This window comes from Enterococcus sp. AZ020, from assembly GCF_050499205.1.
Lineage (GTDB): Bacteria > Bacillota > Bacilli > Lactobacillales > Enterococcaceae > Enterococcus_L > Enterococcus_L dunnyi.
This window is the reverse complement of record NZ_JBIPAT010000001.1, coordinates 2964345-2984804: the sequence shown is the minus strand read 5'-3', so window position 1 is coordinate 2984804 and position 20460 is coordinate 2964345. Positions and strand designations below refer to the sequence as shown.

General features: G+C 36.9%; 19 protein-coding genes. 5 read left to right on the top strand and 14 right to left on the bottom strand.

The features are described from left to right. Positions 1-33: 33 nt before the first annotated feature. Positions 34-705: a hypothetical protein gene (locus tag IGI58_RS14320; protein WP_429952868.1), complete on the bottom strand. Its 672-nt coding sequence runs from the start codon at positions 703-705 to the stop codon at positions 34-36. A gap of 326 nt (positions 706-1031) precedes the next feature. Between IGI58_RS14320 and IGI58_RS14315 the strand changes: the two genes are divergently transcribed. Both IGI58_RS14315 and IGI58_RS14310 read left to right on the top strand, forming a co-directional pair. Then, a complete protein-coding gene (locus IGI58_RS14315; protein ID WP_429952869.1) occupies positions 1032-1592 on the top strand; it encodes a hypothetical protein in 561 nt (186 codons plus the stop codon). 298 nt (positions 1593-1890) lie between these two features. Continuing rightward, on the top strand, positions 1891-2469 hold the full coding sequence (locus IGI58_RS14310) for a hypothetical protein (RefSeq protein ID WP_429952870.1): 579 nt from the start codon (positions 1891-1893) through the stop codon (positions 2467-2469). Between the two features lie 422 nt (positions 2470-2891). Here IGI58_RS14310 and IGI58_RS14305 read toward each other — a convergent pair whose 3' ends face one another. The 3 genes from IGI58_RS14305 to IGI58_RS14295 all read right to left on the bottom strand — a co-directional run bounded on the left by IGI58_RS14305 (position 2892) and on the right by IGI58_RS14295 (position 7607). Then, positions 2892-3725, bottom strand: coding sequence for a metallophosphoesterase family protein (locus IGI58_RS14305; protein ID WP_429952871.1), 834 nt, complete (start codon positions 3723-3725; stop codon positions 2892-2894). Between the two features lie 422 nt (positions 3726-4147). Continuing rightward, positions 4148-5473 carry a glucosaminidase domain-containing protein gene (locus IGI58_RS14300; RefSeq protein ID WP_429952872.1) on the bottom strand — a complete coding sequence of 442 codons (1326 nt, stop codon included), beginning with the start codon at positions 5471-5473 and terminating at the stop codon, positions 4148-4150. 379 nt (positions 5474-5852) lie between these two features. After that, positions 5853-7607, bottom strand: a complete 1755-nt coding sequence (locus IGI58_RS14295; RefSeq protein WP_429952873.1) for a 1-deoxy-D-xylulose-5-phosphate synthase — start codon at positions 7605-7607, stop codon at positions 5853-5855. 181 nt (positions 7608-7788) lie between these two features. On the opposite strand from IGI58_RS14295, the gene IGI58_RS14290 reads away from it, so the two are divergent. Further along, a complete protein-coding gene (locus IGI58_RS14290; RefSeq protein ID WP_087639700.1) occupies positions 7789-8019 on the top strand; it encodes a hypothetical protein in 231 nt (76 codons plus the stop codon). A 387-nt stretch (positions 8020-8406) separates the two neighbouring features. Here the strand turns inward: IGI58_RS14290 and IGI58_RS14285 are convergent, their stop codons facing one another. The 3 genes from IGI58_RS14285 to IGI58_RS14275 all read right to left on the bottom strand — a co-directional run bounded on the left by IGI58_RS14285 (position 8407) and on the right by IGI58_RS14275 (position 11683). Then, positions 8407-8889, bottom strand: a complete 483-nt coding sequence (locus tag IGI58_RS14285) for an MGMT family protein (protein WP_429952874.1) — start codon at positions 8887-8889, stop codon at positions 8407-8409. A 283-nt stretch (positions 8890-9172) separates the two neighbouring features. Continuing rightward, complete coding sequence (locus IGI58_RS14280; protein WP_429952875.1) at positions 9173-10789, bottom strand: ABC transporter permease; 1617 nt, start codon at positions 10787-10789, stop codon at positions 9173-9175. 12 nt (positions 10790-10801) lie between these two features. Then, positions 10802-11683 carry an ATP-binding cassette domain-containing protein gene (locus tag IGI58_RS14275; protein WP_429952876.1) on the bottom strand — a complete coding sequence of 294 codons (882 nt, stop codon included), beginning with the start codon at positions 11681-11683 and terminating at the stop codon, positions 10802-10804. 322 nt (positions 11684-12005) lie between these two features. Between IGI58_RS14275 and IGI58_RS14270 the strand changes: the two genes are divergently transcribed. Continuing rightward, positions 12006-12605: a TetR/AcrR family transcriptional regulator gene (locus tag IGI58_RS14270; protein ID WP_429952877.1), complete on the top strand. Its 600-nt coding sequence runs from the start codon at positions 12006-12008 to the stop codon at positions 12603-12605. A gap of 298 nt (positions 12606-12903) precedes the next feature. Here the strand turns inward: IGI58_RS14270 and IGI58_RS14265 are convergent, their stop codons facing one another. Genes IGI58_RS14265 through IGI58_RS14245 form a run of 5 tightly spaced genes read right to left on the bottom strand, consistent with a single transcriptional unit; the run spans position 12904 to position 17277 of the window. Further along, entirely contained in the window at positions 12904-13977 is a 1074-nt protein-coding gene (locus IGI58_RS14265; protein ID WP_429952878.1) for an ABC transporter substrate-binding protein, read from the bottom strand. Continuing rightward, the gene (locus tag IGI58_RS14260; RefSeq protein ID WP_429952879.1) at positions 13974-14810 is read right to left on the bottom strand and encodes an ABC transporter permease; all 837 of its coding nucleotides are present in this window, start codon (positions 14808-14810) and stop codon (positions 13974-13976) included. The genes IGI58_RS14265 and IGI58_RS14260 overlap by 4 nt, the downstream gene beginning before the upstream one ends. After that, a complete protein-coding gene (locus IGI58_RS14255; protein WP_087639694.1) occupies positions 14807-15619 on the bottom strand; it encodes an ABC transporter permease in 813 nt (270 codons plus the stop codon). Before IGI58_RS14255 ends, IGI58_RS14260 begins: the two co-directional genes overlap by 4 nt. Before the next feature lie 11 nt (positions 15620-15630). Further along, positions 15631-16716 (bottom strand): ABC transporter ATP-binding protein, encoded by a 1086-nt coding sequence (locus IGI58_RS14250; RefSeq protein ID WP_429952880.1) that lies wholly within the window; start codon positions 16714-16716, stop codon positions 15631-15633. A gap of 18 nt (positions 16717-16734) precedes the next feature. After that, complete coding sequence (locus IGI58_RS14245) at positions 16735-17277, bottom strand: helix-turn-helix domain-containing protein (protein ID WP_225533115.1); 543 nt, start codon at positions 17275-17277, stop codon at positions 16735-16737. A gap of 262 nt (positions 17278-17539) precedes the next feature. Here IGI58_RS14245 and IGI58_RS14240 point away from each other — a divergent pair, with 262 nt between their 5' ends. After that, complete coding sequence (locus IGI58_RS14240; protein ID WP_429952881.1) at positions 17540-18043, top strand: N-acetyltransferase family protein; 504 nt, start codon at positions 17540-17542, stop codon at positions 18041-18043. A gap of 482 nt (positions 18044-18525) precedes the next feature. On the opposite strand, the gene rbsK is transcribed toward IGI58_RS14240, so the two are convergent. Beyond that, on the bottom strand, positions 18526-19449 hold the full coding sequence (gene rbsK / locus IGI58_RS14235; RefSeq protein WP_087639690.1) for a ribokinase: 924 nt from the start codon (positions 19447-19449) through the stop codon (positions 18526-18528). A 38-nt stretch (positions 19450-19487) separates the two neighbouring features. After that, positions 19488-20441: a nucleoside hydrolase gene (locus IGI58_RS14230; RefSeq protein WP_429952882.1), complete on the bottom strand. Its 954-nt coding sequence runs from the start codon at positions 20439-20441 to the stop codon at positions 19488-19490. Positions 20442-20460: the final 19 nt, after the last annotated feature.

Sequence of the window (20460 nt, the reverse complement as noted above, 5' to 3'; positions counted from 1 at the left end):
CACCAATAAATAACAATCGTCTTATAAAAAATATTAAGGTTCTTTATTTGCAACAAAGTAGAACGACCCATTCACTGGATTAAATGAGTAGTATGTTGTAACCGCATTTGCTCCTGTAAACCATCTCGCTGGTCCAGGATCCAAGACGTTCCCTGCTAAACCTCCGTTATAAGTACTCCAGGCTTGAGCCTCGTCTCCTACCCTTCCACTATCATTATAAGTAGACCATCTCAAAAAATTTCCAGTTCCAGTTGCTGGCTTGAATAGATATCCTGCAAATTGCCAGCCACTGCCACTAAATTTATTTGAAATATATTCGCCTCCATAAGATAAGACTTTAGGTGGTCCTGAAGCAGGTCTTGCCACACGCGGTGCTACTCCAACATCAAGTAAGTTTTTAGGAGTATTTCTGAATTTATATTTTAATTTTGCTACTGTTGTTGCATCTGGATCAGTCTCGCTGTTATAATACTCAATTACTTGATCATCACTATCATAGACAGTCATTTCTCCATGCAAAATACCGCCTTCTGGCGTTATAATTACCGATTTTTCGTTCTCCATTCCAAAAAATCTGCCTTCTATTTCCTCCTCCGTATAATACATACCCATCTCTTGAGCAAATCCTTTTTCAGAAAAAGAAAAAAGTAACCCCATACACAATAATAGAAAAAATGATAACTTTGTTGCCTGAAAATTCTTCATGATAACATCTCCAATCATTTTTTATTTAATTACAAAATCAGTATAAATGTAAGCGTTATCTTTTGTCAATAATTTATATATTTTTATTAGAAATCAATTATATTTACGTTTTAGCACTGTAGTAATAGACAGTAATTAAAGAATGGATAGCAATATGTCCGGATTTCCCCCGATAAAATTAATTTTTTACTTAACAATCAATCGCAAAATCGTCTTAAAATTAATATAGTGAAAAGATTAACATATTTTTTGACAGCGCTTTCCGAACGATGGTATTATTATATCTAGAACATTAAGTTCTAAAAAAAGTAGAGGAAGTGAGTTAAATGATCCAGAAGAAATTATTACTCGTTGCTACAGGTGCATTTTGGGTTTGTCTTGGTATGAGTACAGAAGCTTCGGCAATGGCATATGGTGGTGCTGAAAATTTTGTAGTAAGCGAAGAAGATAACAAACGAGCTATTGCAATTGTAGAAGAAAATGGTGGTTTAGACAATTGCCCTGTCCCTATTGAAAACTTAACACTTCAACAACCAAAAATATTGGCACAACCACGAGCTGTCTTAAAGACCTATGCTTATACAGCTTCTGCACCTCTTTATGGTGGGTTACAAGTCAAACCAACGGTAGAATTAGTTCCTGTGGGGTTCACCTGGGCTGACAATGGAATCCCTTGGAATGCTATTACCCAACGTGGCGGAACTACAACTTCTGGAATTTTTAACTTTAAAACAAACAATATTTCGACAACTGGATCCGCCGGGTATGGAACTGGAGGATATTTCTGGACTCAATTTAGGTCAACTGTTTATGTTAATGCAACAACAAATACTACAGTAACTTATTGGCTATCAGCTTGGGATCTTAATCATTTATTATATGGATAATTCACCAAGCATTCTTAGATGAACTCTCCCAAAAACTTGTACTGTGACTGATTTTATTTCTTGTGGGATATCCAGATAAAAATATTCAATTTCTCCCAACGATGTTGGAAATTCAATATTTAATATCAATAAACAAAGGCCATATACTTGATAAATTTTTGAATAATAACGTTCTGGCTCTCATAAAAGAAAAGGTGAAACCGTTCTATATTTTAGTATTCATTTCCTGTATAATGTTGTTTAGCGCTCACATTATTATTAATAATAATGACAAAAAATTATAGTAAGGAGTGTTTTTATGAAAAAGATATTAGGTAGTTTGGCTCTAACATTAACAATTTTAGGTATTTCGATTTGTAACACTTCGGACACTGTTCATGCAGCTGCATGGGGTGGCGAAGAAGCTTCTCAATATACTGTCTCGAAAGAAGAAAATCAAAGAGCAATTGAATATCTTGAAAAAGTTGCTCCAGAAGCTCTTGAAAATTTGCCCTTTCCTAAAGAAAATTTGACTTTAGAAAAATCTCAAACAGAAAAAGATTATGAATTATTATCATCAGTTACAAAACAAGCAAGAGCGGCAAAAAAATGGTACTCAGTAAGTAGATATAGTTCCACTCTCATTGTTTCTAATTACCTTGTTCCCGTAGGCTATACAGACAGAGAAAACGGTATTCCAATAGGCACAGTTGAATTATATGCTGGGCAATTCTGTATCCCACAAAGTATAAGAGCTACATGGTCTGTAGCAGACGCTGGTGGTTATGGTACCGGTGGTTATTGGTGGACTTTATTCCGTGCCACAGAAAATACAGTGGGTAGAACAAAAAATATTTGGTTATCTGCTTGGAACTTAGATCATTTAGTATACGGATAATAAATAGAAAAGACCAAACACTGAACAGTGCTTGGCCTTTTTTATTAGTCTTTTATTACTGTAACAAACATAATATCATCAAGGTTACCATAAGGTTCGACAACAATATGGTTAGAAATTTCTGATTGTTTTTGTTAATGACTTTCACAATTCCTACAGGTAAAGGGGTTCCCGTATCAATGGAACGAAATTTCACTCTAAGATTTCTTACATGAATTTGCAAATCCTATAAAATCAATGTTTTTAGCAAAATTAAGACCTCCAGTTTACACAGGAGGTTTCAGACTGCAGACGTCATCCCTTTTTGGGACTTTGTCTACAGTCTGAAGCAACTCATCGTATGAGTTGCTTTTTTCTTATGATCAGATAGTCTCAATGCTTTTGTCTATTCATCACTTTATAAGTTAAAATTTTTTATTATTTCAGCTTGATAAAAAATCTGCTAAACGCTCTTTATAATTATTCTTTTCAATCAAATCTCCTAATACTACCGCATCATGTGTATACGTTTTTCCTGAATAGAGCATCTCTTCATAAAGATTATAGAATGGCAGACTTGCCTCTTGCGCTCTTTTAAGTTCTTTCTCAACATCATAAGATATTCTTCTAAAATCCACATTCACAAGACAACTATCCTCTACTTCTAAAATAGCATAGTGCGCTCTTTTATCATGTTTAAAATGTTTCCAGCCATTAAAAGGTTGTCCGATCGATCCTGGATTTATGATAATTTGATCATTCGAACTATATCGTAATGTTTGATGATGTATATGTGCATAGACTGCAATATCACTTTCAATGGTAAATAATTTATCAAACTCAGATTGGTTTGAACTAGGATGCAGCTGTCCACCATAATTTATTTCTGGCAGGTTGTGCGTTAAGCTAATATTTAGACCAGCTATTTTCTTTATTCGTTGAATTGGCATTTTCTTAAAGAAATCAATGTCTGCTTGATCGAACTGTGGAATAATGATGCTGGCCAGCATCCCTACATATACATCAGTTGGATCATCGAAATCGATTTTTTTATCGACCACCTCTAAAAAGCAATCATCCCAATTCCCTCTGATCCAAGCACTTGGAGTAACCGCTCTTAAATTCTTTAGAATGTCTTTTCCACCAGGTCCTGGTAAAAATAAATCTCCTAAAACCCAGTAATCAGATACTTCTTTAAGCTCACAATCCTTTAAAACAGATTCTAAAGCAGTTGAATTTCCATGAACATCTGCCAACAACGCAATCTTATTTGTCATAACGAAGCTCCTTCAAATTTTATTCAAGATAACCAACAATTAGCTACAAAGTATACTTATATTATATCTATATAACTACAGGTTGAAAATATCAAATAATCCTAGCTACTGTTTATTCGCAAAATCAATTATACATGAATCATTCTATCCACTTGATTGGAAAGTTCACTCTCCCCAAATAAAAACAAAAGACCGCTCGGCTGGGTGACCGAGCGGAAAGGAGTTCTTTTTTACTTGAGGAGTAAAAATGAAAAAGTGTTTTGTTTGGGTTTGTTATTGGGTATGCATTAATAATACCGAGAAGATTTGAAGAAAGTGTGCCCAATTTGTTTTGATTTTCTATAGAAACATTAAGAAAGAGTAAATATAAAAAAACAGTAACATCAACTCCGCATTTCACAGAGTGCTGTTACTGTTTTTACTTATTTCGGTGTTACGTATGCAAGTGTATTAGCTGTGTTTTGGTCGATCACTCGGAAAGAGACTACTCCCAAACCAGCAGCATTCATTTCTGAAATCAAGATTGAACCATCTTTATACACATGTTCAACAAACGCTACATGTCCATAAGTTCCGTCTGCTCCAGCTACGCCAGGTTGGAAGCTGACAGCTGTACCGGCTTTAGGCTTATTTGTGACTTCGTAGCCATTAGCTTTACCAGTAGCGCCCCAATCCATTCCGTTGCCCATCGTCGTTTCTACAGAGCCGCCTAATTGAACAACACGATTGTATACATATTGAGTACAATTTCCTTCTGCATAGGCTTCAGAACCTGAGAAAGTTTCCCCAGTATAATCTTCAAAATCACTGTCTGGATGTGTATCAGCGATAATCATTCCTGATGCTGTTTGAGAAGGCTGAGCTTTATCATACTCAGTCAAATTATACTCTTCAATGAACGCATTCAATTTTTGATCATAGCTGGTATCTGTCGCATAAACACCTGTCAAAGATTTTGTTGCTTCTTGATATGTTACAGCATTCTTTTTCCACGTACCAGAATAAATCTCTGGATTAGAATCAATGCCTTCTTTCATCAATTTTGCATAATCTTCAAAGGATTCTTTGTAGCCAGGGTATTGTTTAAATGCGGCATCGATCGTATATAGATTTCCAGAACCGTCATCTTCTTGAGTAGAAAAAACGACGCTCTCACCTTTATACTCTCCTTTGATACCAAATAAATTATGGTAAGGCTGTTGACTTAATTGGCTGCCGCCTGCCCCTGTTTCTAAGATTGCTTGAGCAATCATGACAGAAGCATATAAGTCATTTTTTTGTCCAACTGCTCGTGCTTTTTCACCGATTCGGCGAATAAAGTTTTCGGTTGGCTCATTTTTTACTATAGAAATCTCTTGGTTAGGCTGAACTGTCAACCCGTTGTCTGTTACTACGGGCACTTGATCAACTGTCACCTCTTCTTCAGGAGCTGTTGGCGCAACAGGAGCAGGCTCTACTGGCTGCTCAGGTTCCGGGCTGACTGTTGGCGGCTGTGGAGCCACTGAAGAATCTGTCGTTTCAGTATTACTAGATTCTGTCGTACTTGTTTCGCTTCCAGATGTTGAAGAATCTGTCGTTGATGTGGATGTTTCCTCTGTACAAGAACTTTCAGTAGACTCAGTTGTTGAACCGTCCTCAATTGCACTCGGTCCCGACTGGCTCAATTCATCCGCATAACTTGCGACGGGAATCAAATTCACACTAAGCAGTGCAAAAATCATCTGGAATGATAGAATTTTTCTTTTCATTCACTTTAGTTCCTCTCGTAAACTGCTAAGATTCAGATCACTTGTTTTTAGTAGGATCTGTTCTTACTTTATTCGTTATTGCCTTCTTATATCTTGATGCTTAAATCAGTACCATTTTTTGCAGTTTCAATAAGTCAGCCTTTCAGCTAGCTTCTTGCCACATACTTTGATATAGCCACCTACCTTTGTTCTAAAGATCGATTTAAAGCTTCCATAAGTTGAATTTATTTTACCATAAGTAAGTGTTAAAATCTCGTACTTGACTCAAAGTTTCATAAAATTTCTCAAAAAATTCATGATTGATACTAAATATATCCTTTTTTTATGTTTCTTAATAAAAAAACTCCCACATCCAGTATAAGGGATGAAGGAGTTTCTCTTATAAACTATTCAAGATATTTTTGACGATGTTATTTTTTGTCAGCCCATTTTCACTAAGCAGCTCAGATGCAGAGTAACGGTCATGAAATGTTTTTTCTAAGCCATAGGTTTGAACTTTTACATTTTTATTGCCTAGGTATCCAGCTACAGTTTGACCATATCCTCCATCAAGCACACCATCCTCAAGTGTAACGACGAGCTTATGATTCTTTACTAAATCATCAAGCAATACTGTATCAAGACCTGAGATAAATTTAGGATTGATGATCGTTGCATTGATGTTATGCTCTGTTTCAAGATCAAGGGCAATGTCCTCTGCTAAAAAATAAAAGTTGCCTAGTCCTAACAGCGCAACTTGAGAGCCTTCTTTTGTGACATGATTTTTGAAATATTGAGCGTAATTTGTTTGATCTTTGATTCCTGTTTCTTTGACTGATCCGACCGGCACACGAATGGCTACAGGATGTTCATTTTGTTCAATCGACCAATCCAGCATCGCCAAATATTCTTCTTTTGTTGTCGGTGCCAGATAAACGATATTTGGAATATGACTTAAAAACGGAATATCAAAAATCCCTAAATGACTTTCATCATTCATTCCATGTACTGAAGCACCATAAACTAAAATCGTACCTGGTAAATCATTCAATGCTAAATCATGGGAAATCTGATCATAACTTCTCTGCATAAATGTAGAAAAAACAGCCCAAATCGGTTTTGCTCCATTTTTAGCAAGTCCTGCTGTCATCGTTGCTGCATGCTCTTCAGCAATGCCAACATCAACAAATTGTTTTCCTACTTTTTCACGTTGCTCTTTATTGAAAAGAAGCATTGGCGTTCCTGCATTGACTGCAATAACTTTTGGATCAGCCTGCATTTTTCTCATCAAAAAATCCGTTGTGATGGAATTATATGTCTCCTTTTGGCTACTAGAGGTAAGGTAATCGCCAGTCGTTAGACTAAAAGGGCCGCCGGCATGAAATTTTTCTCTGTTTTCTTCTGCAAATTTGAACCCTTTGCCTTTGATCGTGTGGATATGAAGTAACACAGGTATTTTTTTGTCTTTCACACTTTCAAATAAATCGATCAGTGCAGTTAATTCGTTACCGTCTTCAAGATAGTGATACTCGAATCCTAGCGCTTCAAAGAAATTATTTTTTGCCTGCCCATTTGTCTCACGTAACTCTTTAAGATTTTTGTAAATACCACCAAAATTTTCTGCAATAGATTGATCATTGTCATTGACGATCACAATCGTATTTGTTCCTTGCTCGACAATGTTATTCAATCCTTCATAGGCAAGTCCCCCAGAAAGCGACCCGTCACCGATAACAGCTATTACGTTATTCTTTTCATTTTTTAAATCACGCGCTTTCGCAACACCATTTGCTAAGGATAACGAGGTCGATGTGTGTCCAATCGTAAAAAGATCATGTGTACTTTCTTTTGGATTCGTGTAGCCTGAGACATCCTCATAGTGTTCTGGGGATAAAAATGCTTCTGCACGCCCTGTCAACATTTTATGAATATACGTTTGATGAGATACATCAAAAATGAGTTGATCGATCGGTGAATTAAAAACGTAATGTAAAGCGACTGTCATTTCAACCATACCTAGATTCGGTCCATTGTGACCACCATGATGACTGATTTTACGTAGTAAGGTTTCCCGCGTTTCATTCACCAAGTTCTGTAGTTCCTGATCAGACAGTTTTTTAAGATCACTTGGCTGTTGTATTGTTTCTAGTAACATAAAACTCCTCCTTTGTCTTGATTTATTTTACTACTTGAAGTTAACTTTAGGTCAAGAAAAATTTATAGTGTTTCATCGATAATTGATTTATCAGCCTGAGATTGTTTTTCTCATTGATTTTTTCATTATATGATTGTTGAACTATTCGATGTATAATGAGGATGAAAAGGAGGATAACTCGATGAAAAATAATATTACTTTTTTAGTTTCTTTGATTCTTCTTGCCTATCCTGTATTGACACTGCCCTCGCTCATTGCATCTAAACGATCTATGGGAAAATTTTTTACTGATCAGCGTTTTTTTATTTCTAAATCAGAAGGCTATGGTAGTAGCATCAATAGGAAGAATTTGATTGGTTTCTTTTCGCTTCTTCTGGCTGGATTACTTTTTCTATTTTTAAGTTTTAACTAGAATCTTTAGTGAAACATTTTCAGAAAGTTTCCTATTAGTTTTCTGTTTGGATATATTTTGACCTAATTACTTAATGAAGGAGAACGATTTTGATTTTTAAATACATACTCTTTTTTCTGTTACCTTTGCTTGGCATTTATTGTTCCTATGAAGCAAAATCGCGCGGGCAAAGAAAGTTTCAACTTTTTTGGCTTGCGTTTGCCTTACTGCCAGTTTTACTAATTTATATTTACTTTTTTTTCGGTGAGCCTGTTTAGTGATCGAGAAATATGTTATTATCTAACAAAAAAACGATTCCCAAAAAATTTGGGAATCGTTTTCCAAGATTTATCTACATATCATAAAGGGGTACTCACCATTACATTAACTCCAATAAAGGCAACATCATTAATTTCCTAACTCTATCAATGATTTTTCATACTCTTTAACATGAAAACGAATATTCGTTCGTCCTCTTTGAATAATTTCATGCCCCTCAGCTTCTAATCGCTTTTTCTGTACTTCTATTCCGCCAGGGTACTTGATATTCAATTCTCCATTCGCTTTTAATGTTCTCCAAAAGGGGGTTTGATCTTGTTCTCTTTGAACGCTCGCCCAAGCAACAATAGACACAAATATTCCAGCTGTGATTGGATCAGTAAAATCTGCTTGATTTTCTTTTGCAAAGTACTGTCGAATTTCTCCCACGGTAGTCAATTTACCAGTAGGGATTGTTTTCATTACCGCATCATAAGCAATTGGTGGCGCAAAAAACATTCTTTTCCCACCATACTTATCGATACTTTTTTGATCATTGATCACCTTTATTTTGGGCATATCTTTGCTGTCTTGCAACATTGCATTAAAGTCTTTTGTTCCTTCATTAGCCATCTGTATTCGCTCCTTTCATGTTCAATTTACCTTACTTATAAAAGAGACGCAATGAGACAGTTAAAAAAATGAAAGAAAAAAACAGACATATTCATCTTTTTAGGACTATATAAACAAACTATTTACCAAAACATTCATTTTACTTACGATACATCATAAATCGTTTCAGATTAAAGAAATAAGAATTTCATCCCCCGAAGTTTATCATGAATAGTTAATCTGTATGTTTTATTGTCATAGTCTTCCATAATAAGATTACTTTTTAATATGCCAAACTATACATTTAAGCACCTTCTACTAAATCACGTCTACTGTATCCAAAATAACCAATGAACATCAACCCAATACTAATTAAAGTAATTATCGAAAAGATCGTACCATCGAATGATTCTATCGGTATTCTTGGAATCCAGCTTTGAATCGCCGTTTTGGCAAACCAATCTGGAAGATCTAAAATACCGCCAAAATAATTCAATGCAAATGAATAGCCTAAATAGATATAAATCACCTTACCTAGCTTAGGAAACCAACCTAAAGCTAAAGCAGCACAGCCAACGAAAAATAGGACTGCTGGGAAAAAATTATATCCTGCTGCCAGAAAATCATTTAGCTGTAGATCAGATTTTCCGTCCATCGCAGCAACTGCCGCTCCTCCGAGTCCCCCTAAGGCTAGTAAAATCCCAATAGCGCCAAAAATCACAGCTAATAAAACATTTGTCCAATAAAGCTTAGCGCGAGTCATTTTAGTCACATAAAATTGACTTAGATGCTGACGGCTTTCTTCTGCAAATAGCTTATTGATGATCGCAATCGGTAAAATTGACACTAATCCTGTTAATACAACCGTGATTGTTCCGGTAAAAGAGTTTTCAATTGAGACATCTGATTGGGCAAACATTTGCTTCATCAATTCATTACTATTTAAAAAAGATTGCATATCTCCGTAAATAGAACCATAAGCAGCCCCCATAATAAGAAACCCAATCAGCCAACTCAAAATTACACCGCGATTGATTCTTAAAAACAGACCCGGAACAGACAATAAGGTTTTGCCTGCTGTAGCTTTCCCTTCAAATTCTGGAAGATAACCGCTCCCCATATCACGCCGACCTTCAAGAAGAAATGAAAGTCCTAGCAGGATTACACCAAACAGCACGCCAAAACCCAGTACATACCAATGATTTTCAGTAAAGGGATAAGTTAAATACGTCCAGCCTAACGGATTCAGCATTGAAAGATCAACGTTAGACGCATCCGTTCCCGCCCAAACAATATATAACAAACCAATAATCCCTAAAGAAGAACCTGTCGCTCCTGCTGATGTAGCCATGATTTGCGACATCACTAAGGCGATCACAGCGCCTAAAATTCCTGCTAAACCGACAGATGCGCCAAATAAGAAAGAGCCATTTATCGAAAGTGTTTCTACACCAAAGTTTGAAATCACACCACCAACCAAGACAGCCAGCAGCAGATTGATCAAAATCGTTTCAACGATTACAGCCAAAGAATTAGCCTGACGTCCGACCTGAAATGACCGAACTAACTCAGTCAAGCCTAAATCTTCTTCCTTACGTGTATGACCAACGACATGCAACACTGACATAATCATCGCAAATAACCCGCAAAACAGCAGCATTTCATGTGCATACATAGCACCTAAGGTATAATCAGCGGCTTCGGTCACCGGAGTCGGTCCGACCATTGAGATCATTGCCGGATTTTGCATGGTTTCATACATTCCGATCAGCCCTTGACCTTTACTGATCTCTTCAAAAGCTGGAACAAAGCCTGCTGAAAACAAGCCTAGACCAACAATCCAAAGAATGATTTTTTTCCAGTCACGTTTTATATATTGCTTAAACAGCACATCCCAGCGCCCAAATTTTTCTCTTGTCATCTTTTTCCCTCCTCAGCCTTCGTAGTGACGCATAAATAAGTCTTCCAGCGTTGGTGGGACTGATTCAAATTTTTGAACGCCAAGCTTTGTTGCCTCAATTAAAATATCATTGATACATTCATTGTCTGCAGAAAATGTTGCTTGATTGTTTTTGACTTTAAAATCATAGACTCCTTTTATACCAGCCATCTCCGAGATATTTCCAGCAGTGACCATTGTCACAGTTGAGCGCGTCAAATGACGCAGCTCATCAAGCGTTCCAGTTTCTACGATATTGCCTTGACGAATAATAACCACCTTATCAGCTAAACGTTCTACCTCACTAAGAATATGTGATGAAAGTAAAATCGCTTTCCCTGCATGCTTTATTTTTTCAACTTCTTCTTGAAAAACTGCCTCCATCAATGGATCCAAACCGGAAGTCGGCTCATCAAAAATATATAAATCTGAAGCAACAGATAAAGCCGCAATCAGTCCGACTTTTTGTCGATTTCCTTTTGAATAACTTTTTGCTTTTTTCTTTGGATCCAGTTCAAAACGCTGGATCAGCTCATCTCTTTTTTGACGGTCGCCGCCACCATGCAGCTTGATAAATAAATCAATAATTTCTCCGCCCGTTAAATTCCCCCACAAAGCAACGTCTCCTGGAACATAAGAAATCCTTTTATGAATATCGAAACTATCCTTCCAAACATCTTGATTAAAAATCTTTGCTTCTCCTGCATCACGATTAATAATTCCCAGCAAGGTTCGGATCGTCGTAGATTTCCCAGCGCCATTAGGTCCAATAAAACCAACGACCTCTCCTGCTTCAATAGTAAACGATACATCATGCAACGCTTGAAATTTTCCGAATTTTTTTTGTAAACCTTGTACTTTTACGATCTCTGACATAGCACTAAACTCCTTACAATTATTTTAAATAGGTTATAACGTGCTTTCCAGTTTAAAATAACCTTTTTATCTAGTTACAATAACGAACTAAAAATATTAAAAAAGTTCATATTATACCTTTTTCCATCTTATTTTAAACTAAAATTCATTTACGACTTCAATAATAGACTCTCACAAGTAGATAGTCAATCAAAATCGTTCTTTTTTTACAAACTAATTTCAATTTGATAGTTCATAACTATTACTATATAATAGAAGAAAGACTTATTTTGAACTAGAAAACGAAAATCAATATCTATTTTTGTAGAAAGTGGGAACTACTATGAATGGTTTTGAAAAACGAACCCAGGAAAAGAAAAATCAAGTTTTAGAGGCAACCTTTACTTTAATGAATACGGAGAATGGTATTGAAAACTTGACAATGGACGATATCGCCAAACATGCCAATGTCGGGAAAACTTCTATTTTCAAATACTTTGGTAACAAAGAAACCTTGATTCATGAAGTCTTCAGTTCATTTTTAAATAAGATGGGTGAATCTGCTACCAAAATTATGGCTGAAAATAAACCATTTGAAGAAACACTGATTGCGATGAGTCAAAATAAAATCAACTACCTAGAAAAAATAAACAAGCAATTTTACCTTGATTTAATGGCTTATTATACTGATAAAAGTAATCGCGAATTCTCTCTTTTGATGGAGCAATATACACAGGAAAGCTTTAGCATAATGCTTGACCTATTTCACCGTGGACGTAAGGAAGGAAAGGTCGATCTTAAATATTCAGATGAATTTCTTTTGCTTTATTTCCAAGCAATTGTGGAAGGAATCTCTAGTCCTCAGATCTATGAACGAATTCTGCCTTATACAGCTGAGTGGACAGAGCTCCTAATTAAAGGGATCGCACCAAGAAAAGAATAAACTTACCTAGCTAAACCACCAACGAATAAAAAACAAAAGCTTCTCGTATCACTTCCACTAGTATCTAAAGTAAAAATAAGCTAGAAATCTTCATAAAAATCTGCTATCTTGGCGCAATACATTTTCAAGCTACTTTTTGACTACTTAAATTTTGAAAAGTAAATTGTAACAATACGTAAAAAAACTAGCTGTATCAAATGATACAACTAGTTTCCTTCATTATAGGATAATAAAATTAACAGCTACAATGACAGCTCATTTTTCTATTGATTTAATACTACTTTAGCTGAGTTTCTCGCTATTTACGATACATCTTAAACTCTAAAAACAAATCATTATAAATCCCAAGATATTCCGCACCCAAATCCTCATACACTTCCAAGTGCTTGATCACTTCATCGCTAGGATAGAACTGTTCATCACCAGAAATCTCTTTAGGTAAAAGCTTCTTCGCTTCTTTATTCGGTGTAGAGTACCCAATGTACTCTGCATTTTGCGCCGCATTTTCTGGCCGTAACATGAAGTTGATGAATTCGTAAGCACCTTTGACATTTTTAGCAGTTTTAGGAATCACGATATTATCAAACCATAAGTTCGAGCCTTCTGAGGGAATCACATAATGCAGATGTTCATTGTTATCCAGCATTTCTGCTGCTTCACCTGAAAATGTCACAGCTGCCGCACTTTCTTCATTGATCATGTACATCTTGATTTCATCAGCGACGATCGCTTTGACATTCGTTGTCAATTTATTTAACTTGTCCGTTGCTTTTCGCAGCTCTTGATTGTTTCTACTATTTAAAGAATAGCCAAGACTATTTAGTGACAGACCAATAACTTCTCTAGCACCATCGATCAGCATCACATTATCTTTTAACTCGGGTCGCCACAAATCATCCCAATGGTTGACTTTGCTTCCATCGATAAACTTGTCATTGTAAATGATCCCTAACGTTCCCCAGAAATACGGGATCGAGTATTTATTCTGCGGATCAAACTCTTGATCTAAAAAACGCATATCGATATTATTAAGTCCTTTAAGCTTCGTATGATCGATCGGCAACAGCATTTTTTCCTTCATCATTTTTTGAATCATATATTCAGAAGGAATCGTAATATCGTAGGCCGTTCCGCCTTGTTGAATTTTTGTGAACATCGCTTCATTTGAATCAAAGGTTTCATAGTTGACCTTGTGGCCTGACTCTTTTTCAAATGCACGTATAAGATTGGGATCAATATAATCGCCCCAATTGTAGATGGTCAACGTATCGGCTCCAGCCATGCCGCTTGACTTTTCAAGTTGACGTACACCAAAAAACAAAATCAAAATGATCGCTAATATCCCAATAAACAAAGATTGTAGTTTTCTCATTTGAGCTTAGCCACCTCACTTTGCTCCTGACGTATTTTACGCATTCTTTTTGGCAGGTTATCCTGACTAATAAAGTAATAGCCGATCACAAGAATCATAGAGAAAATAAAGACAAGGGCACTCAAGGCATTGATTTCTAAGCTGATTCCTTGTCTGGCACGGGAATAGATTTCAACTGACAATGTTGAAAATCCATTTCCAGTAACAAAAAATGTCACCGCAAAATCATCCAGTGAATACGTAAAAGCCATAAAATAGCCGGCAATGATCCCTGGTGACAAAAATGGTAAAATAATATTTTTGATCACTTGAATATTATTTGCACCAAGGTCTCTTGCAGCATCCACCATCGAGTCGTTCATTTCCTGTAATTTCGGTAAAACCATCAGTACAACGATCGGGATACTAAAGGCAATATGCGACAATAATACGCTAGCAAAGCCCAAACTGATAAATCCGAGTGCTGTAAAGAAAATCAAAAAACTAGCACCGATGATTACGTCCGGAGAAACTAACAAGATATTATTGAAGCTCATCAATGTCGTTCTCGTTTTACGTCGGCGTGTATAATAAATTCCCATCGCACCAAATGTGCCAATGATCGTTGCCAGTAAAGCAGATAAAAACGCCAACAAAAAGGTATTCAGTACGATGATCAGTAAACGAGTGTCCTCGAAAACCGCTTTATAATTATCCAAAGTGAAGCCAGTAAACTGATTCATCGTATCCGTGTCATTGAACGAGTAAAAAATCAAGTAAAAGATCGGTGCATATAATAAAGCAAAAACAACGATCAAATACAGATAAGACCATTTGAATTTTTTCTTTGTCATTCTTTCACCCGCCCTTTTTTCTTCTTCTCACCAGTCAAAAGCATCACAAAAAACATCGCAACGATCAAGATCACACCGATCGTTGAACCCATGCCCCAGTTTTGAGTCACCATAAAATGCTCTTCGATCGCCGTTCCCAATGTGATCACACGATTGCCGCCAATCAAACGAGTCAACATGAACAGAGAAAGTGATGGAATAAATACTGCCTGCACCCCACTTTTAACTCCATTCAAAGATAAGGGAAAAATCACCCGTTGAAAGGTTTGAACACTGCTCGCACCTAAATCACGGCTAGCGCTGATCAATGAAGGATTCATTTCTTCAAGGGCATTGAAGATCGGCAAGATCATAAATGGAATTTCAATGTAAGTTGCAACAAATAAAAAACTAAAATCAGTAAACAAAATTTGATACGGACCCACACCTGCAAAGCCTAAAAATTGATTGATACTTCCATGAATACTAAAAATGCCAATAAATGCATAAGCCTTCAGCAAAAGATTGACCCAGGTCGGCAAAATAACCAACATCAGCCACAATTGCTTATGCTTTAATTTCGTCAAAAAATAGGCGGTCGGATAGCTGATCAACAACGTAAATAAGGTAATCAAAAACGCATACCAAACCGAATTCAACGTCATACTTAAATAAGTACCTGATGTAAAATACGTTCGGTAATTTTCCAATGTGAACTGTCCATTCATATCAAAAAAAGATTGATAAATGATCATTAAAACAGGTGTGATCACAAACAAAAGCAGCCACATCGCATAAGGAATCGAATAGATCCGACGCATTGTTTTCATTGCTCTTCCCCCTATTCCTCGTAGCTTTCTAAACGAGCATCAAAATCTTCTTCCGATTCATTGAAACGCATGACGTGAATGTCTTCCGGCTCAAAAAACAACCCAACTTTAGCTCCCTCGGTTGCCTTTCTAGTCGAATGGACCATCCATTCATTATGGTCTTCGTCATGGCAAATGATTTCATAATGAACACCGCGAAAAAGCTGCGTATCGACGGTAACAACTAATTTTCCTTTGTCTGCACTTGTAATTGTCAAATCCTCTGGGCGCAGGACGATTTCTACGGGCTCATTTTTACGCATCCCGCCATCGACACATTCAAAGCGTTTACCGACGAATTCAACCAAATTATCTTCGATCATCGTACCATTGACGATATTACTTTCCCCTACAAAATCTGCAACAAAATGATTGATCGGCTCATCATAGATATCCACTGGTGTCCCGCTTTGCACGATATGACCTTTGTTCATCACGAAAATCACATCACTCATCGCTAGAGCTTCTTCTTGATCATGGGTGACAAAAATAAATGTGATCCCCAACCGCTGCTGCAGGTCCCGAAGCTCATACTGCATATCCGTCCGCAGCTTCAAATCTAGCGCAGATAATGGCTCATCCAACAATAAGACTTTTGGCTCATTGACGATCGCTCGGGCAATCGCCACACGTTGCCTTTGCCCACCAGACATTTCGCTGATTTCTCTTGTTTCGTATCCTGGCAATTGAACCATTCGCAAAGCATCTTTGACTTTTTTCTCTATTTCTGCTTTTGATAACTTTTTGATTTTCAACCCAAAAGCGACATTATCAAACACATTCATATGAGGAAATAGCGCGTAATCTTGAAATACAGTATTTACCTGACGCTTATTAGCAGGAATATCATTGATTCTCTGACCATCAAAATAGATATCTCCTTTTGTCGCATCTGCAAATCCAGCTAAAATACGTAAGATTGTTGTCTTCCCACAACCAGAAGGTCCAAGGAGCGTATAAAATTTCCCCTGTTCAATCTCAAAGCTGACATTTTTTAGTACTTTTTCATCATCATATTCTTTCACTACATTTTCAAATGAAATGATCTTTTTTTTCACGCGCCAATGCCCCCTTGTTTATAAATAAGATTCTGTTGCTACGATCAATACACGGCTTTTCCCCTTGGCATGATTGATCAATTGATGCGGCTCTGTTGCTTGATAGTACATTGCTTCACCTTTTTTCGCCGAGTATCTCGTTTCACCTAACGTCAATGAGACTGCACCATCGATCACGTAAATAAAGGTCTCAGATAATGAAGGCTCGAACGTTTTATATTCCCCATTTTTATCAAATGTCAATAACACAGGCTCCATCTCTTTTTCGTTCGATTCTGGAATCAGCCATTTTAGTTCATAGCCGTTTTCTTCATCATAATAGAGCGTACTATCTTCATCTTTATACACGATCTTTTGTTCCAAGGTTTGCTCACTAAAAAATTGTTCTGGAGTGATGCCCAACACTTCTAAAATATTAAAAAAGGTTTCCATTGAAGGCGAGCTTAAATCCCTTTCCAACTGCGAAATATAGCCCTTCGTCAAGTCCGTCCGCTCACCAAGTTCTTCTTGGGTCAAATTTTTTTGTACGCGCAAATTACGTAGCTTTTCACCGATTTCCATCTACTCACCTCGCTTGGATATTCTAAAAAGTTTTCTAATACTAAACTAGGAGTTTAATTTTACCTTCTTTAGTATACGAATTTTTCAAAAAATAGCAACTACATTTGCTAAAAAAATTCTATTTTTTTATAGCTACTAGGATCATTTAATTAAACGCAAGAATAAAAAATTATATCAAGCTAATATGATATAATATACAGAAATCTCTTAAGAGAACGTAGTCCAACCCATTTAGTCAAAAGTTTTTAAGGAGGATAATTTAATGACAATACTAATTAGGAAAATGTCTGAGAGTGATTGGTCTGAAGTCAGAGCTATTTATCAGGAAGGCATCGAAACGGGTACTGCAACTTTTACAACGGTTGATTCAATTCCAGACTACTCCACATGGGACGGCAATCATTTGATAATTGGAAGATTGGTAGCCACTATTGAACATCAAGTGGTTGGTTGGAGTGCTTTTTCTCCAATTTCTTCTCGAAGCGTATATAGCGGAGTTGCTGAAATCAGCATTTATACTTCATCACGCTATAGAAGACAAGGAATTGGCGATCAATTAATGACAGCTGCAATTCAGGAAAGTGAAAACAATGGATTATGGACAATTCAAGCAGGGATTTTTTCTGAAAATACGGCAAGCATACTTCTCCACGAGAAACATGGTTTTAGAATTGTAGGTAAAAGAAAAAAAATTGGAAAATTAGGACCTAAATGGAAAGATACATTACTTTTAGAACGCAGAAGTACATTCGTTGGAATTGATTAATAAGAAACTATTCAACATGTACTCTAAACAAAAGATATCATGTATCAAATAAACTAAATGAGAATAGATTGATCCAAAATTTTCTTTCTTCCGCATTTATGCTTTTTCTGATGAGACGATTTTTTGAGCTAAAGAACGCGAATAGGTTGTAACCTTTGCAATATCCCTTCTAAGCTTTCTCATAACAGTTGCAAGTTTTCGCCCAATTCCACGAATGTTAAAACCAAAACCATGATAAAAAAGAGCATTTCTTGCTTGCGTATAGTAAGGTGTATATATGAAATCATAAATAAATACCTCCTAGTCGGTATAATTTGTCAACATTATTATAACAGGCTTTTTCACCTTCAATTTATAGTTTCCCACTTAAATTATGTATTTACTTATTTTAAATAAAAAAAGAACAGGACAAAAGTAATCTTTACTCTCGTCCTGTTCTTTAGATAGGCTATTGTTTCTAAATCATTGTCTAACTTATTCTTCTATTTACTCACAAGAAATCCATCTAGCTCACTACGATAAGGAATCGCTGGTTGTGCACCGTAGCGTTGGACAGTGAGTGAAGCAGCTTTTGCACCGTAACGAATGGCAGCTTCTAAATTACTGAAATCTTTTTCCAAAATAGCTGCCATCGCGCCAATAAATGTATCCCCAGCTGCCGTTGTGTCAACTGCTTTTACTGGATATGCTGGGATGATTCCCCGCTCTCCTGCCTGATCATAAAAAGCACCTGCACTACCGAGTGTGATCACGACCGTTTCTATTCCTAATCCGTGTAAAGAAGAGGCTGCATGGATCATACTCTGTTCAGAGGTGATTTTTATTCCAGTCAGAATTTCTACTTCGGATTCATTTGGTACGATCATATCCGTATTTTCTAGTAGCTGCGTAGGAATCTGTTCGATCGCCGGCGCTGGATTCAAGATAGTTTTCGTCCCAGCTGCTCTGGCTAATTCAAATGCTCGAATCGTGCTGTCGATCGTACTCTCAAATTGGGCAATGATAAAATCACTTTCTTCGATCTTATTTCTATTTTCTTCTACCTGTTCACAAGTGATTTGATTATTTGCGCCTGAATGGATAATGATACTGTTTTCCCCAAAGCTATCTAACAATACATATGCACTGCCCGTCGTTTGATCATCAAGGGTTTTGATCCCTGAGACATCGATCGTTTCTTTCTTTAATAAATCCAGCATTCGCTTGCCTGTATCATCAGCGCCAACCGCTCCGATAAAGCTTGTATTTGCTCCGCTTCGTTTAGCAGCGATCGCCTGATTTGCCCCTTTTCCTCCGCCTGATGTAAATAATTCATCTGCATGGATCGTTTCTCCATGTTTGGGCAAATAGTTCATTTTTAATGTGGTGTCTGCGTTGATACTTCCAATGACTGTGACTTTATTCATTGCCTGACCTCCTCTACTACGTTTCACTCGAATGATGACTACTTAGAAAAATAAGACATCGTATCTATTACTAGGGCTTTGAATTTTGGTAAATCGATATCAAATCCAACAAGCACATTTTTTTCTTTTTTGAAAAGATCATCATAATCAACAACTGTGCTTCCTAGCGTAAGTGTTTCGCTTGTTTCGACCTCCACATGCATCGGTAAAACCTTGAATAAGCTTGGATCGATGACGTACGCCATCGCACACGGATCATGCATATGAATCCCTTCGATATGACCTTCCTCAGCCAAAAATGGAACTGTTGTTGTCAAATTGAAAAAGTCTAATAAATCAGCCATCGTACGAGCGACTGGATTCCCGATCGCTCTGATTTCTTGAATGTCTTCTTCAAAAAGCTGTGCTTTCAATGTCACATCTAAGCCAAACATCGCTGTTGGCACGCCTGATTTCACGACAATATCGGCTGCTTCAGGATCGACATAAATATTGAACTCTGCATGCGGAGTGATATTACCGCCAAAACAAGCGCCGCCCATAAAGGAGATCAACTCGATCTTCTCTTTTAGTTCTGGATGTGATAATAAAAAGATCGCGATATTTGTCAGTGGACCAGTAGCGATGATCGTCACCTTTTCATCACTTTCTTTTAATAGCTTCGCTAGTAAGTCATTTCCGCTGATCTTTTCTGCCGCTGCTGTTGGTTCAGGTAGTTCTGCTCCATCCAGCCCACTTTCTCCATGAACATCATCTGCAATGATCAATTCTCTTCGAAGAGGTTTCAATGCACCCATTGCTACAGGAATGTCCTCTCTGTTTGCTAAAGCTAAGAGTTTTCGCGTGTTATCAAAGGTTTTTTCCGGCAATTGGTTGCCAGCTGAGGTCGTGATTCCGATCAGTTCCACCTTGTCAGAAGCTAAAGCCATCAATAAAGCCAACGCGTCATCATGTCCAGGATCGCAGTCTAAAATTATTTTTTGTTTTGCCATTTTTCTTCCTCCTATCATC